We start from the raw sequence: 14,461 nt of genomic DNA, 5'->3' as shown, positions 1-14,461 counted from the left end.
GGGACGCTCCCGTTTCCGGAAGGCCGCTCGATGATCCCGCTGCTGATCGCCCTGCTGTCCGTCGCCCCCGCGGCCGGCGGCGGTTCCGAGGAGGACCCCGCGTGGCTGCACGTCCGCGGGGGGCTGCCGTGGACGCATGTCATGCTCGAGAAGCGGGGAGCGGTGCGGGTGGTGTTTCTCGGCGGGAGCATCACGGAGGGTGCCGGTTACCGGCCGCTCGTGGAGCAGGGGTTGCGAGAGCGGTATCCACAGGTCGAATGGACGTTCGTGAACGCGGGGATCTCCAGCACCGGGTCGACCACCGGCGTGTTCCGGGCGCGGGACGCCATCTCGGTCGACGGGAGAGCGGCCGCGGGCGTCACGCTTCTCATCGCCGAAGCCGCGGTGAACGACGATCAGGATGAGAAGCTTCCCGCCGGCGAGGCCGGTTGGGGGATGGAGGGAGTCGCCCGAATGCCCGCCGGCCCCCCGTCGAGCGCGATTTTGGAGCGAATGTTCGTCCACTTCCCGAACCCGGCGATCGTGGAGAAGCTGCGGTCGGGCGAGGACCCAATCAGCGTCGCCGCCCACGAAGCGGTCGCGGAGCGGTACGACATTCCCAGCGTGAACGTCGCCGCGGAGGTCGCCCGGCGGATCGACGAGGGCACGCTCACCTGGGAGCAGTACGGCGGCACGCATCCCGGCCCTGTCGGGCATCAACTGGCCGCCGACATGATCCTCGAAGCGATCGCCCGCTCCACGGTCCCGCAGCGGCGGGGGGAGCGGGACCGCGTTGCCCGACGTCGGCGGAATCTGGAAAAGCGAGACGTGCCGGAAGCCGGCCCGCTGCGACCGGACGCCGTGGACCGGGCGGAACTGCGGGCCCCGGCGGCCCTGGGCGAGGGGATCACGGTCGGCGACGGCTGGCAGACCGGTCAGCCGGACTGGGACGCCCTCCCCGGCTCCAGTCGGAGCCGGTTCGAGCGGGACCCGCTGCTCTACACGACCGACCCGGGGGCGACGCTGACCTTCGACCCGGCCGCGGCGCCGTTCACCGCCCTCGGCCTGTTCGTTCTCGCCGGGCCGGACGCCGGGGCCGTCGAGGTGAGCGTGCCGGGCGAGGAGCCGAAGACCGTCCAGCTCTATCACGAGCACAGCAAGGGCCTGCACTACCCGCGGACCGTGCTGCTGTACCGCTCCGACAAGCCGCCCGCCGGCCCCGTGACGGCAAAAGTGGTGAAGGGCGACCGCGGCGGCACGGCGGTGCGGATCGTCGGGGTCGGCCTCGGGTTCATCACCCGCAACCGGGCGGACGCGGCGTCACGCTGAACGCGACGACCCGCTCTTCGCGTCGTTCAGTCGACGGCTCGATACTTCACCGCCCTCCGGCCATCCCGCGACCACCAACCGCCCGCGGTCCGGACGGAGCGGACGGAGGTCGGTCGAAGCATCATCCCGATTTGAGCAGGAGTGAGTTGGTCGCCGGGCGCCTGCACGGTAATCGTCTTGTCCCAAAGGGGATCGGCGGCCGTGACGAATCGCGTCACCTCTTCATCGGTCCAAGCCCCTCGAGACGGAGGGAAGCCGACGTAGTGTTCCGAGTAGAACCCGAACGGCGGCGTGAGCCCTCCGTGAAAGTCGGCCCCCAACGCCGCAACGGTGCGGCTGAAACGAGCCTCGACCTGATTCGCTCGCAGCCAGCACCCGCCCAGGCCGGTCGCCAGCACGACCGCCGCCAGAGCGGCCGCCTTCCTGTATCGCGGTGGAGCGGCCACGTCGGTGGAGCGGGAATTAATATGTGATCGCCGCGGAGACCGGCAGGTCGCCGAGTTTGTCGCGGCCGTTCAGGAAGGTCAGTTCGATCAGGAAGGCGGCGGCGATCACCTCGGCGCCGGTCTGACGGGCGAGGTCGGCGCAGGCGGCGACGGTGCCGCCGGTCGCGAGTACGTCGTCCACGATCAGCACCTTTTGCCCCTTGGTGAGGGCGTCGGCGTGCATCTCGAGCATGTCGTTCCCGTATTCCAGGGCGTACTCCACCGCGGTCGTTGCCGCCGGCAGCTTGCCGGGCTTGCGGACCAGCACGACTCCGCAGCCCAGTTCCATCGCCAGCGGGACGGCGAACAGGAACCCGCGGGCCTCCACCGCCAAAATCGCCTCCGGCGGGTTCGCCCGGTACGGCTCGGCCATCGCCCGGACCGCCTCCCGCGTCGCCTCCCGGCTCGCCAGCAGGGGCGAGATGTCCTTGAAGACGATCCCCGGCTTGGGGAAGTCCGGCACGTCGCGAATGTGATCGGAAAGGGGCATCGCGGGGGAGTCGCCGGAGGGGGCCGTCGGGAAGGTCCGGGGCAGGCTAGCGGCCGGCGGCGTCCTGCTCCATCGACGCCGGCTCCAGCGAGCGCCGCAGGACGCGGGCGTCCTGCAACAGCGTTTCGGCGGCGGGGTCGTCGGCGTACAGGCCGATCAGCCCGTCCAGCACGCGGCGAGCGGCGGCGGGGTCGCCGGCCTCGGCGGCGGCCCGGGCGTCATCAAGGGCCCGGTCCGCCATCGCGGAGACCGCCGGCGGGGGCACCGCGAGGTCGTTCAGCATCGACTCGGCGATCCGGCGGTTCTGGGCCAGCCGCGCGTCGGTCTCGGCGGCCGAGGTAGCGGCGAGGAAGTGCCGCAGCGTCCGGGCGGCGGCGGGGCGGTCGCCGTTCAGCGTCTGGTGAGCGGCGAGGCGGAGGAACCGCTCCGACTCGTTCGCCGGCGGGCCCGCCAGCGTGGGGCGGCGGGCGGCGGTCTCCAGTTCGTACCGCCGCACCCGGTCCGCCATCCGGCGGGCCTGCTCCAGCGTGTAGGCCCGGGCCTCCGGCGTGAGCGGTTCGCCCGGGTTGTCGGCCTGCGCGCTCCGTTCCTCGATCCGCTCGATCCCCTCGGGGGCCAGCAGCGGCGTGAGGTGACGGTCCCGCGCCCGCATCCACGCGGCGCTCGGCGACTGCTCCAGGGCCGCCCGGGCCGCGGCGAGGTGCTGGCCGACCGTCATCTCCCCCGGCGGCGGCAACACCGGAGCCTGCAATTCGAACCACAGCACCCCGCCGGCGACCAGCAGGGCCAGGGCGGCGACCAGCACCCAGGTCTGCTCGAAGAACCGGCCGACCGGACCGGTCTCGTCCGTCTCTTCCAGCGCCTGCACCACGCCGTTCCGCACGATCGTCGCCGGGCCGGGGCCGCCGCGGGGAAAAGCGAGGTTCTCGTCCGCCGCGCCCGCGGCGTCCTCCTGCGAGAGCGCGGCCCCGTGCAGCGACGTGCCGGCGAGCGACCGCTCGACCGTCGCTCCCCCCATCCCGGGGGCGGTCGACGCCGGTTCGCCTCCCTCGTGAGCGGCGGGCTCGTCGGCAGCGGGGCGGGTGGGCCGGTCCGGCAGCGGGACGGACTCTCCCGCCGTCTCTCGCCCGACTCCCGCGGACTCCCCGCCCGGCTCCTTTGACTCCCCGTCGAGAGTTCCGGCGGCGTAGTCCTCCCGCCGGACGGCCGCGGAGAGTCGGTTGGAGACGACCCGGGCGTCGGCGGGGCGGTCAGCCGGCGACTTCGCCAGCAGCTCGGTGAGGACCGCCTCCACGGCCGGCGGGCAGTCGGGGGCGTAGCGGCGGGGGGCGTCGAACTGGCCGAAGCGATGCTGTTGGAGCACCTCCACCGCCGACTTGCCGCGGAACGGCGGCGCCCCGCAGACGCAGGCGTACAGCACCGCCCCCAACGAATAGAGGTCGCACTTTTTGTCGACCCGCTTGCCGGTGGCCTGCTCCGGGGCCATGAACTCCGCGGTGCCGATCACGCCGCCGGTCTGCGTCAGCCGGCCGGCGGCGAATAGCTGGGCGACGCCGAAGTCCACCAGCGTGACGTGCCCCACGCCCGCCGGGTCGCCCTGCGGGTCCGGGGTGAGGATCAGGTTCGACGGTTTGAGGTCCCGGTGCACCACCCCGGCGTCGTGGGCCGCTTTGAGGGCCGCGCAGATCTGAATGCCGAGGTCGACCGCCGCCCGCCACGACAGTCGGCGTTCGCGGCGGAGGCGGACCAGCAGCGTTTCCCCCTCGACGTACCGCAGGGCGAGGAAGGCGAGGGCGTCGTCGGCCGGCTCCGCGTTCTCCCCCGGGGCCGGTTCGGGCAGCAGGTTTCCCTCGGCGTCGACGGCCCCGCTGGCGAGGTAGCCGGCGATGTGCGGATTGTTCAATCGGCGGACGGTCTCCACCTCCCGGGCGAACCGCTCCCGAAAGCCGGGCTCCCGGGCCAGCGCCGCCGGCAGGATCTTCACCGCGGCGTGCTCGCCGGTCTCGGCGTGCGTGCCGAGATAGACCGTGCCCATCCCCCCGCTGCCGAGTTTCCGCTCCAGCAGATAGGGACCGACGCGGGGGGGCATGCGAATGGCGGAGGTCGAATTTCGAATGTGGGATATGACGGGCCGCCCCCTACGATACGGGCAGGCCCGGCCACATCCGACATCCCAAATCCCACATCCGAAATTGATGCGCGCCGCCCTGCTGATCGCCCACGGGTCCCGCCGGCAGGAGGCGAACGACGATTTGCACCGGCTGACCGCCCAGGTGGTCGAGCGGGGCGGGTTTGAGATCGTGGAGCCGGCCTTCCTCGAATTGGCCGAGCCGGACATCCCCGCCGCCGCGGCGAAGTGCGTGGAGCGGGGCGCCACGGAGGTGCGGATGCTGCCCTACTTCCTCAGCATGGGCACCCACGTCGCCGGCGACCTGGAGGAGTTCCGCACGCAGTTCGAGGAGCAGTACCCCGGCGTGCGGTTCGAGGTGCGTCCCCCGCTGGGCCTGCACCCGAAGCTGGTCGAGGTGGTGTTCGAACGGCTGGGGGCGGCCTGAGGAGCCGTCGTTCCCCGTGAGCCCGAAGCGCTTCGAGCGGCGACCGTCTGCCCTACAGGCAGTTCGGGTCGAGGCGGGCGCGGTTGACGTCGATGCGTTCCAGCACCGTCAGCACCGCCTTCATGGGCAGGCCCCATTCGCGGGCCCACAGCAGAATGTGGAGGTTCTCCCAACCGGCGTCGATGCGGTCGAGAATGCGATCGGCGAGCAAATCTCCGCTGACGATCGCGTCGTGAAGCGTCCCGAACGTCGCGGGATCGAACTGGTCCCACCGGACCCGGCCGGCCACGTGCTGCAACTGACAGGCCCGACAGAAGTGCGGCCACCGCGTCGCGTACCACTCTCGAATCGCCCCCTCCCCCGCGTCGTAGCCCTGCCGTTCGCTGACGAGCCACTTGTGCCGTTCGGCCTCCCGATAGGCCCGCTCGTAGAGGTTCATCGCCGGGCCGGCGTCGGGATCGCTGGGCGGCGAGGGGGAACAGCGGCAGGCGTAGGCCAGCGCCGCGGTCATCGACACCTGGGTCTCGCCCTCCCCGACGTCCCAGCCCCGGCAAACGGCCGGGATCGCGGTGGGGCGTCGCGGACGGCCGGCGGAGCCGGCTGCGGAGCGAACGGAAATAGCGGGCATAAACGCGACTTCCCCCGAAGGAGCGGCCGAAACCGCAAGGCGAGCGTCTTGGTTATAGTGCCTGTTGCCACAGCGGAACAGCCGAATCATCAGGCAATCCACGCGATTCTCGGGCCGATTTCCCTGATTTCTCCGGCTTTCCCGACGCGCTGCGGCCATTTGTCGCGGATCCGGCGGTTCCCCCGTCCTCCCGTCCGGGGCGGTCCCCGTGAGATCGGGGAGACGATCCGGATCCGGACTGAACGGTGGCCGGCAAGCAGTCAGGCGCCGGTTCCGGAGCGGCCAGCCGCTGGCCGTCCGGCGGCCTCCGGCTGGCTCGGCGCCGCTCAGGCGGCGGTTCGGCGGGGGGTGTCGAAGGCGTCGCGGCCCTCCAGGATGCTGCCGGCGTCAAAGCGGGCGCCGAAGTACTTCTCCTGGGCCTCTTTATTGGAAAGCACCTCGCGGGCGGTGCCGCCGACGATCACCTTCCCCTCGCAGACGATGTAGCTGCGGTCGGTGATCGTGAGGGTCTCCCGCTCCCGGTGGTCGGTCAGCAGGATGGAGATGCCGCAGTCCCGCAGGTCGCGGATGATGTCCTGGATGGAGTGAATCGTAACCGGGTCGATGCCGGTGAACGGTTCGTCCAGCAGGATCAGGTCCGGCTTGGAGGCCAGGCAGCGGGCGATCTCCAGCCGGCGGCGTTCGCCGCCGGAGAGGGTGCCGGCGGTCTGGCGGCGTTTGTCGTCCAGGCCGAACTGCTCCAGCAGGGCCGTGGCCCGCTTCCGCTGGGCGGCCTTGGTGATCGACTGGAACTCGAGCACGGCGAACAGGTTCTGCTCCACGGACAGCTTCTTGAAGACGCTGTCGTCCTGCGGCAGATAGCCCATCCCGCGGCGGGCCCGGCGGTAGAGCGGCCAGGTGGTCACGTCGGTCCCGCCGAGGAACACGCGGCCCTCGGTCGGCACCGTCAGCCCGCAGGCCATCCGGAAGGTGGTCGATTTGCCCGCCCCGTTCGGGCCGAGCAGGCCGACGATCTCCCCCCGGCCGACGTAGAAGTCGATCCCCCGGACGGCCTTCTTGCCGCCGCGGTAGGTTTTCACCAACCCCTCGCAGGAGAGCAGCGCGTCGGGCGGCGCGGGCGCGGGGACGTAGGCGTCGGAAGAGTCGGTGTCGGACATCGGCGTCGGGCGGGACGCGGGGACGGGACCGCGAACCCTAGCGGCTTTGCGGAAGCGGGGGGATGCCGGTTCGCGGGTCCGGTTCAATCCGCAAAGATGATCGCCGGGGGAACGACAAGGTCTAGCGGACCGGCGCCGCCGAGGCGGCCCGGCCGGTCACTTCTTCGCCAGTCGCACCCGGGTCAGGCGGGCGAATTCGGCCGGGGCGCCGGGGCGGGGGAGCGTTTTCAGAACGACCGGCCGCCAGTGCGGGCCGTCGGGCGGCGTCGCCTCGTCGCCGTCGTCTTGAAAGATCGGCAGCTTCGGGGCCGTGCCGGGCGGGTGGTCGTCGGCGTCGGCGGGGTGCAGGTAGACGCGGCGGTTCTCCACCAGCCGGGCGATCTCCGCGGCGAAGGTCTCGTCCAGCCCGGCCCAGACGACGGAGGTCGGATGCGCCTTCAGCGCCAGCGCCAGCGGGCCGGCGACCGGGGCGTACGGCGCCAAGGCTTCGCAGAGCGTCGGGAAGGTGGCTCCGTCCTTGGCGGCGAGGAACTCCGTGATCGCCGCCCGGGTCTGTCCCCCGGCGGCGAGGCGCCCCCAGGCGGGGCCGTCGGGGCCGGCCTCGCCCTCGGCGTCGCCGCCGCGTCTGCGTTCCTGGTCCATCATCCGCAGCACGCGGCTGTCCGGCGTCGCGGGCCGGGTGCGGGTCCGGCACCACTCCCGCAGGGCGAAGATCTGGTCCTCCATGGTCACGCTCAGCGGGACCGTCTCCTCGATCGCCCGTTTGAGATCCGCCTGGGTCGGGGTGCGGCCGTCGGTGTGGGCGTCGATCAGGGCGGTGGTGACCGCCTGGGCCAGCTCGGCGCCGCTGTGACCCTCGGCGGCCTCGGCGAGTTCCTCCACGTCGAACCCCGTCGGGTCCTGCCCGCCGCGGGTCAGGTGCACGCGGAGGATGTCCCGCCGCTCGTATTCGTTGGGCAGGTCGATGAAGAATAGTTCGTCGAACCGGCCGCGGCGGAGCAACTCCGGCGGGAGGGCGTCGACGGAGTTGGCGGTGGCGGCGACGAACACCGGGGCGGGACGGTCCTCCATCCAGGTCAGCAGCGTGCCGGTCATCCGGCGGACCGCGGCCTCGCTGGCGCCGCCCTCGCCCACGGCGCCGGCGAAGCCCTTCTCCAACTCGTCCAGCCAGAGCACCGCCGGGGCGATCGCGGCGACGCTGGCCAGCGCCCGGCGGAGGTTCTTCTCGCTCTCGCCCTGCTCGCTGGCCAGCAGCGCCGCGACGTCCAGCCGGACCAGCGGGAACCCGAGGATGCGGGCCGCCACGCGGGCCGTCAGGCTCTTGCCGCACCCCTGCACGCCCAATAGCAACACCCCGCGGGGGGCCGGCACGCCGCGGGCGGCGGCCTCGGGACTGAAGGCGGCGGCCCGCTTGGCGAGCCACTCTTTGAGGTTCTGCAGGCCCCCGACCGCGTCCGCCGACTCGTCCAGCCCGCGAAACTCCAGCAGGTCGCCGCCGCTGACCAGCCGGCGCTTTTCGTTCACCACGGCCGCCAGCGGATCGTCCCCGCCGGCGGAGTCGGACAGCGCCAGGGTGAACGCCCGGCGGGCGCTTTCGCGGGTCAGGCCGCGGGCGGCGTTCACCAGCCGGGTCGTGAGGGCCTCGTCCGGGGCGTCCCGACCGGCGGCGGCCGCGGCGGCGCGGAGGTCCTCGGTCAGCTCCTCCGAGCCCGGCTGGGGCAGGTCGACGGTCGCCGCGTCGCTCTCCAACGAGCTCGGCAGCGGCGTGCGGTGGGCGATCAGCAGCGCGGCGGACTGCCGCTCCGCCAACCCCGGGAGGGCCTCCCGCAACAGGCGGGCCCGCGTCGGGTTGGTCAGGTACGGGCCGGCGTCGAACAGCAGGACCAACGTGCGGGACGGCGGGTCGTCCCGCAGCGCCCGCAGGTGGCCGACCATGTTGAAGCCCTTGTCCGCGGCGCTCCACGTCGTCACGGAATACCCCTCCGCGTCGGCGGCGGCGGACAGGGCGTCGACCCAGCGGCGTTCCTCCGGCGTGTCCAGCGCTAGCAGCGGATAGCCGCACCGCACCCGGGCGAAGACGTCGGCGACGGCTTGAGCGGTCAGATTCGTGGGGGTGTCGGGCATCCGCTCAGCGTAACGCCGAGCCTCCGCGGGGGCTCGGCGTGACGGGCGCACGAACAACGCCGCCGCGGGGGAGCCCCGCGGCGGCGCGATCAGTTCTGAACTGTCGGGTCGAGAGCCCGTCCCGGGGGACTAGATCTCGATGCCGAGCAGTTCCTCCTCTTCCTCCAGGATGATGATCCGGGGGGTGACCATCAGCATGAGGGACTCCGTGCTACGGGCCACGCCGGTGTTTTTGAACAACCGGGAGACGTACGGCAGCTTGTTGAGGATCGGCACGCCGGCCATGTTGCGGCCCTCGCGGAGCCGCTTGATGCCGCCGAGCAGCACCGTGCCGCCGTCCGGAACGGAGACGGTGGTGTTGACGGTGACGACCTCCTGCAGCGGGAGCTGAATCGTCAGGTTCTGGAACCCGCCGACCTGGCCGCCGATGCCCGTGACGCCGCCGATGCCGGTGACCTGCTGGGGCAGGGTCTGGAGCAGGGCGTTCTGGGCGACGGCGCCGCCGCCGATGCCGCCGAAGCCTGCGATGCCGCCGCCGCCGATGCCGCCGCCGATGCCGCCGCCGCCGAAGCCGCCGCCGCCGCCGAAGCCGCCCGCGTTGCCCAGGGCGCCGCCGGCCGCACCGCCGCCGCCGCCGGCGCCGCCGGCGTACGTGAAGCTGAAGATGTCAATCACGTTGGTGAACTGCGGGCTGACCGTCAGCCGGACGAACCGGCGGTCGGCGCTGATAACGGCGGTCACCGTCAAGGAGATTCCCTCCGAAATCAGCTGGACGTCCGGCTGGTACGCCACGGCGCCGATGCCGACCACCGGAGTCAGCGAGGCCACGAAGGGGACCTGCGTCTGGTTGATCACCGTGGCCGACTGACCGTTGTACAGGGTCACCTTCGGGGCGAACATCAGGTTGTTGCGGCTGTCGCTCTGAACCGCGTTGATGAAGAAGAAGGCTTCAATATCGCTGAGGATGGCGAAGCCGACGTTCATCCCGAGGCTCAGGTCGCCGGCGACAAAGTCCGGCACGCCGACCGCGAAGCTGCCCTGCTCGAAGGGGATGTCCAGGTCCTGGCGGAAGCCCGTGGCGCCGGTCGCCTCGCTGCCGTCCATACCCACGACCAACCCGTCGCTGTAGTCGTCGCGGTCGCGGAGGTCGCGGCCCGGCGGCGGGTCGAAGTATTCCCCCGGCGAAGAGCCGCTCGGGAAGGGGTACGGGGTGGCGCCACCTTCCTGCAGCGGCGGGAGCACCGGCAGCTGGAAGTTCGGGAAGAACGGGGCGGTCCCGGGCGTCAGCGCTCCCGGGGTGGCGCCAAGTTCCGCCGGGGAGACGGTATCGATCGCCCCGAACGGGCTGGCGTCGATCGGGCCGGCGCCCAGGACATCCTGCACGTCGAAGTCGAAGTCGATGCCGATCCGCTCGAAGAACTCGTCGGTCACCGTCACGAACCGCACCTCGACCGCCACCTGCAGGTCCTGCAGACGCCGCAGCTGGGTCAGCAGCTCGGCGATCTGCTCGTGCACGGCCTGCGTCTGACGCACGACCAGGGCCAGGGTGGTTTCGCTGGTCTGCAGCGTCCCGCGGCCGCCCAGCATCTCCCAGCTTTCCGGCTCCACGGTGGTCCGGATCAGCTCGGCCAGTTCCTCGAACCGCATCCGACGGCTGTCGCCCTCGACGCGGCTCTCGATGCGGCCGCCGGTCACCGGGTCCACGATGGCCCCGGAGAGGTCCACGTTCGGCTGCACGCCGCCCACGGCGGGCACGCTGAAGTTGCCCACGCCCAGGCCGCCGGCGCCGAAGGGGTCGGCTTGGGCGCCGCCCTTCGCCATCGGATCGACGCCGCCGTGCTCGCCGAAGTTCTTGATCGCCACGACCAGGTCCGTCACCGGGTACGGCTTGGTGATCAGCTGGCCGCCCATCCGGTTCCGGTTGGTCACCTTCAGCACGTCGTCGGAGATGACGTGGCCGAGGTCCAGCGGCTCCAGGATCAGGTTCAGGGCGCTTTTCAGCTGCACGCCCTCGACGTTGATCGTCACCGGGGTGTCGATGCCGGCGCCGACGGCTTCCACGTCCGCCGGGTCGGCGACGATGTTAATGTCCGCCAGCGTCGCCAGGTGGGCCAGCACTTCCGCCAGCGGGGCGTTGTCGAAGTGCAGGCTGACCGGGCGGGTCATCGCCTGGGCGATCATCTTCTCCTGGGTGCTCATGTCCCCGACCACGCCGGTCTCGCCGTAGCGGAGGCCGCGGCGGGCGCTCAGGGCGTCCCAGTTCTTGGGGAACTCGAAGTCGTCGGCGAACGGGATGCTCGCCTCGTCCACGGCGGTCATCGCGGCGACGAAGCCCTCTTCCTTGGCCTCGGCGATCGCTTTGCCCTGGAACTCACGATGGGCGAACTTCGCCTTCCAGACCATCAGCTCCGCGTGCGGGGCGTCCGGATCCAGGGCGCGGGCCTGCTTCGCCGTGGCGAGGGCCTCGACGAACTCCCGGTTCCGCAGTTGCTCGTTGAACCGCTCGGTCAGCTCGAACATCTCCTGCTCGATGCGGATCTTGCGGGCCTGCTCCGTGGCGATCAGGTCCTTGGTGGCCTGGTTCCGTTCTTCAAGCTCCAGCTTGGGGGCCATCTGCTTGGCGTAGCTCTCGACCGCGGCGCTGCTGTTGGCGATGTGCCGCAGCATCGGGGCCTTGAGGTCGTCCCGCAGCTCGGCGGTCTCGACGCTCTGCTTGGTGCGGTCCAGCACGGCGCGGGCCTCGGTGACGTTGTCCGCTTCCTTCAGGCGCTCGGCCCGGAAGATCGCGTTCAGCACCTCGCCCCGCAGCTTGTCGAAGCGGACGTTCTCGGCCTGACTGGCGAGCGTCAGCTGCTCGGCGGGGGTCGGGACGGCGGCGGACTGCACCGCCGGCGCCGGGTTCACGGCGGCGGCGGGGGTCACGCCCCCGGTCTCGGAACCCGGCATCCCGCCGGCCGGAGCCAGCGAGACCAGGAAGCTCTGCATCTGCTCGGCCCGGAACGGGTCCAGCGGGGAGCCGGCCTTTACGGCCTCATGGGCGGCGAGGAACGCCTCCAGCGCCGCGTTGCGGTCGCCGGCTTTCAGGGCGGCCATGCCCTCGTCGTACTTCTGACGGGCGGTCGGCCCGGCCGGGGCCGGCGTCGGCTCGGCGGCGGGAACCTCGTCGTCCTGGGCCGCCAAGGCGAACGGGTCGACCGGCGGGGCGGCGAAGGGGGAGTCGTCCGCGGCGGTGGAGACCGCCTCCGGCTGCTCGTCCGTCGCGGGGGCCGCGGCGGAGGTTTGGGTGACGCCGAAGGTGGCGTCGAAGTCCATGTCGTACGCGGCGTTGCTGACCGCGCCGGCGGCCGGCTGCGGGCCGCCGGACTGGGCGGCGGTCATGGCGGCGGCCAGTTCAGCCCGCACCTTGTCCGGGGTGTCGTCCAGCAGGTCGAACGCCACGCCGGCTTCCTCGGCGGCGCCGATGTAGGCCTCGGCCTGTTCGAACTCGCCGGCCCGCAGCGCGGCCCGGGCAGCGGCGAGGGCGTCGGCGGCGGCCCCGCGGGCCAGCTCGTCCTCGGTCGGCGCCGGGGCGGCCGGCTTCTTGGCGGCCTTCGGGGTGAAGGTCACCGTCTTGGTGCGGGCGGCGACCTCGCTCAGGATCCGGTCCGGGCTGTCCGCGGCGAACAGGTCCCAATCGGCGTGGAGCTCCCACGCTTCCAGGGCCAGGGCGCGGGCGTCCTCGTAGCGGCCGGCGTCCAGGTCGACGCGGGCCTGCTCCAGCAGCTGCATCGCGGCGGCTTTGGTGGACCCGCCCTCGACGCTGTTCGGCGCCGGGGTCGGGGAGCCCCAGCCGTCGGTCGCCGGGGCGGCGGCGGGCGCCGGGGCGAACTCGCCGAAGTCCATCGCGGCGAACTCGTCCGGCAGGATCTCCCCGCCGCTCGTTTTCGCTTCGTCCGGGCCGAGCGCGGCGAGCAGCGCGTCCGGGCCGGCGCCGTCCGGCCAGTCCGTCCCGAAGGCGGCGGCGGCGGCGGCCAGCTTGCGGGCGGCGGCCTTGTCGCCCCGCTGCACCGCGGCGCGGGCTTCCTCCAGGAACAGCGCCGCGGTCTCCGCGGCGCCGTCCGTGTTGTGGGCCGCGAACGGGTCCACGTCCTGCAGGCGCCGCAGCGCCTCGTTCAGCGAAAGCTGTTGCTCACGCGTCAACTGGGCCTCGCCGCGGGCGGCGAGGGCCAGCCGGTTCTGGGCGGCGGCGTGCTGCCCCTCTTTGAGCAGCAGCAAGCCGGCGGCGAGTTGATCCGCCGGCGAGGCGCTCGCGGCGGTGTCCACCGCCGCGGTCATCTGCTCTGCGAGCGGCTTGGCATTCGCCAGCCACAGTCCGGCGATCACCGCCGCTGTGGACCCGGCGAGGAGTCCGATGCGTCTGGCCAACGGTCCAACCTCCTTGTGGGGAATCGTGTCAGGGTCTGACAGGGAAGCGCCGCGCCCCGGGCGGCCCGCCGCGCCGCCTCCGCCGGAGCCCCGGCGACCGGCTCCCCGTCCCCGACTGGGGGACCGGAAATCGGAGCGGCCCGGGCGGGGCGGCGATGCGGTGGGTGAGTGGTCGGCCGGAAGGGGCGAGTGCCGGGGCGGGTCGCGTCGCTGCGATCCGCCGGCCGGCGGGAACGGCTCGAAAAACGTACGTGGAACGGGAACTCGAGCGACCCCGACGGGCGCACCGTCCCCGCACTTCGCGGGGGCGGACGCTCGGCGGGGGGAACGGCTTCGGTCGTAGGTCGCCCGGTCGAATCCGGTCAACCCGCGTGGGGCCGACCGCAGTCGAAAGGCGTCCGGCCGGAGCCGCGTCCCAACCCGCCGTCCCGGCGTAACCGCACGAGGCGGCAGAACCGGCGCGGCGGGTCGTCTCCTGTCCAATCGGACCCTTTGCGGTTCGGCTCAAGCCGGATTCACCCCGGGCGCAAAGTTTCCTCGGGATTCTCCCCGGCGGCCGCCGCAACCCCGGTAAATTGGGGCGATGTCGGTGATGACCCTCTTCCAGATCGTGATGCCCGCGGTCTTTCTGGCGTGGCTCGTCGCCACCGCCGGACTGGCCGCAGCGGGCATCCGGCGATGGCGCTGGAACACGCCCGGCGGACTCAGCGCCGCCCTGGCCGCCTTGGCCGGGCTGCTGTTCCCGGTCGCGGTGCTCCTGCAAATCATGGTCGAGATGGTCGCCCCGCGGGCCGCCCTGTGGCTGAACGATCGGGGCTGGATCCAGGTTCTGATCGCCGCGCCCTGGCTGGTCAGCGTGTGGCTGTCCGCCTGGGCCGCCTCCCGGGCGTTGCGCCCGCGGATTCCCGGTCCGGCCGCCGCCCCGTCGACCGGGAGGGACGTCCCGTGAGTTATCAAGCCGGGATCTTCTCGTTCATGGTCGTCGTGGCCCTCAGCTACGTCGGGCTGGTCGTCCTCGCCGCGCGGCGTCGCGGGCCGGGCCGCCGGTCGATCGTCGCGGCGGGCCTCTGCGGCGTCGCCGGGACCGTGATCCCGCTCGTCAGCGGTTACAACGAACTGACGGGCGGCCCGGACATCCTGAACGACGGCCCGGAGATCGTCGGCGCCGCCCTGATCGTCGGCTCGTTCTCCGCCTTCGTCGGGGCCCAGATCCTGTTGCTCGTCGGTCTGCTCCGCGCCTGGCGGGCCCGGGAGGCGTTGCCGTCAGACCCGTAGGGTCCGCTGTGCGGACCGTCCCGGGAGACGCGGGG

At 72.3% G+C, this 14,461-nt stretch carries 11 protein-coding genes; 4 read left to right on the top strand and 7 right to left on the bottom strand.

Annotation, left to right across the window (positions count from 1 at the left end; translation table 11 throughout):
• Positions 1 to 1,308 (top strand): SGNH/GDSL hydrolase family protein (locus ACG2DA_RS16990; protein ID WP_395256988.1); only part of this gene is annotated, 1,308 nt, incomplete at its 5' end.
• Positions 1,309 to 1,334: 26 nt separating this feature from the next.
• Here ACG2DA_RS16990 and ACG2DA_RS16985 read toward each other — a convergent pair.
• The 3 genes from ACG2DA_RS16985 to ACG2DA_RS16975 are packed head-to-tail and all read right to left on the bottom strand — an operon-like array spanning position 1,335 to position 4,372.
• Positions 1,335 to 1,754, bottom strand: coding sequence for a hypothetical protein (locus ACG2DA_RS16985; RefSeq protein WP_395256987.1), 420 nt, complete (start codon positions 1,752 to 1,754; stop codon positions 1,335 to 1,337).
• A 16-nt stretch (positions 1,755 to 1,770) separates the two neighbouring features.
• Positions 1,771 to 2,283, bottom strand: coding sequence for an adenine phosphoribosyltransferase (locus ACG2DA_RS16980; RefSeq protein ID WP_395256986.1), 513 nt, complete (start codon positions 2,281 to 2,283; stop codon positions 1,771 to 1,773).
• Between the two features lie 46 nt (positions 2,284 to 2,329).
• On the bottom strand, positions 2,330 to 4,372 hold the full coding sequence (locus ACG2DA_RS16975; protein WP_395256985.1) for a serine/threonine-protein kinase: 2,043 nt from the start codon (positions 4,370 to 4,372) through the stop codon (positions 2,330 to 2,332).
• A gap of 106 nt (positions 4,373 to 4,478) precedes the next feature.
• On the opposite strand from ACG2DA_RS16975, the gene ACG2DA_RS16970 reads away from it, so the two are divergent.
• Complete coding sequence (locus ACG2DA_RS16970; protein WP_395256984.1) at positions 4,479 to 4,838, top strand: sirohydrochlorin chelatase; 360 nt, start codon at positions 4,479 to 4,481, stop codon at positions 4,836 to 4,838.
• 52 nt (positions 4,839 to 4,890) lie between these two features.
• Here ACG2DA_RS16970 and ACG2DA_RS16965 read toward each other — a convergent pair whose 3' ends face one another.
• From ACG2DA_RS16965 to ACG2DA_RS16950, 4 genes are all read right to left on the bottom strand, one after another.
• Positions 4,891 to 5,466 (bottom strand): hypothetical protein, encoded by a 576-nt coding sequence (locus ACG2DA_RS16965; RefSeq protein WP_395256983.1) that lies wholly within the window; start codon positions 5,464 to 5,466, stop codon positions 4,891 to 4,893.
• A gap of 326 nt (positions 5,467 to 5,792) precedes the next feature.
• Entirely contained in the window at positions 5,793 to 6,623 is an 831-nt protein-coding gene (lptB, locus tag ACG2DA_RS16960) for an LPS export ABC transporter ATP-binding protein (protein ID WP_395256982.1), read from the bottom strand.
• A 156-nt stretch (positions 6,624 to 6,779) separates the two neighbouring features.
• Positions 6,780 to 8,747 carry an AAA family ATPase gene (locus ACG2DA_RS16955; protein ID WP_395256981.1) on the bottom strand — a complete coding sequence of 656 codons (1,968 nt, stop codon included), beginning with the start codon at positions 8,745 to 8,747 and terminating at the stop codon, positions 6,780 to 6,782.
• A 129-nt stretch (positions 8,748 to 8,876) separates the two neighbouring features.
• Positions 8,877 to 13,151: a hypothetical protein gene (locus ACG2DA_RS16950; protein ID WP_395256980.1), complete on the bottom strand. Its 4,275-nt coding sequence runs from the start codon at positions 13,149 to 13,151 to the stop codon at positions 8,877 to 8,879.
• Between the two features lie 592 nt (positions 13,152 to 13,743).
• Here ACG2DA_RS16950 and ACG2DA_RS16945 point away from each other — a divergent pair.
• Together ACG2DA_RS16945 and ACG2DA_RS16940 are read left to right on the top strand one after the other, a co-directional pair.
• On the top strand, positions 13,744 to 14,100 hold the full coding sequence (locus ACG2DA_RS16945; protein ID WP_395256979.1) for a hypothetical protein: 357 nt from the start codon (positions 13,744 to 13,746) through the stop codon (positions 14,098 to 14,100).
• On the top strand, positions 14,097 to 14,426 hold the full coding sequence (locus ACG2DA_RS16940; RefSeq protein ID WP_395256978.1) for a hypothetical protein: 330 nt from the start codon (positions 14,097 to 14,099) through the stop codon (positions 14,424 to 14,426). Before ACG2DA_RS16945 ends, ACG2DA_RS16940 begins: the two co-directional genes overlap by 4 nt.
• The last annotated feature ends 35 nt before the right edge of the window (positions 14,427 to 14,461 follow it).

It is taken from the genome of Alienimonas sp. DA493 (assembly GCF_043951915.1).
Lineage (GTDB): Bacteria > Planctomycetota > Planctomycetia > Planctomycetales > Planctomycetaceae > Alienimonas.
This window is presented reverse-complemented; position numbering and strand designations above follow the sequence as displayed.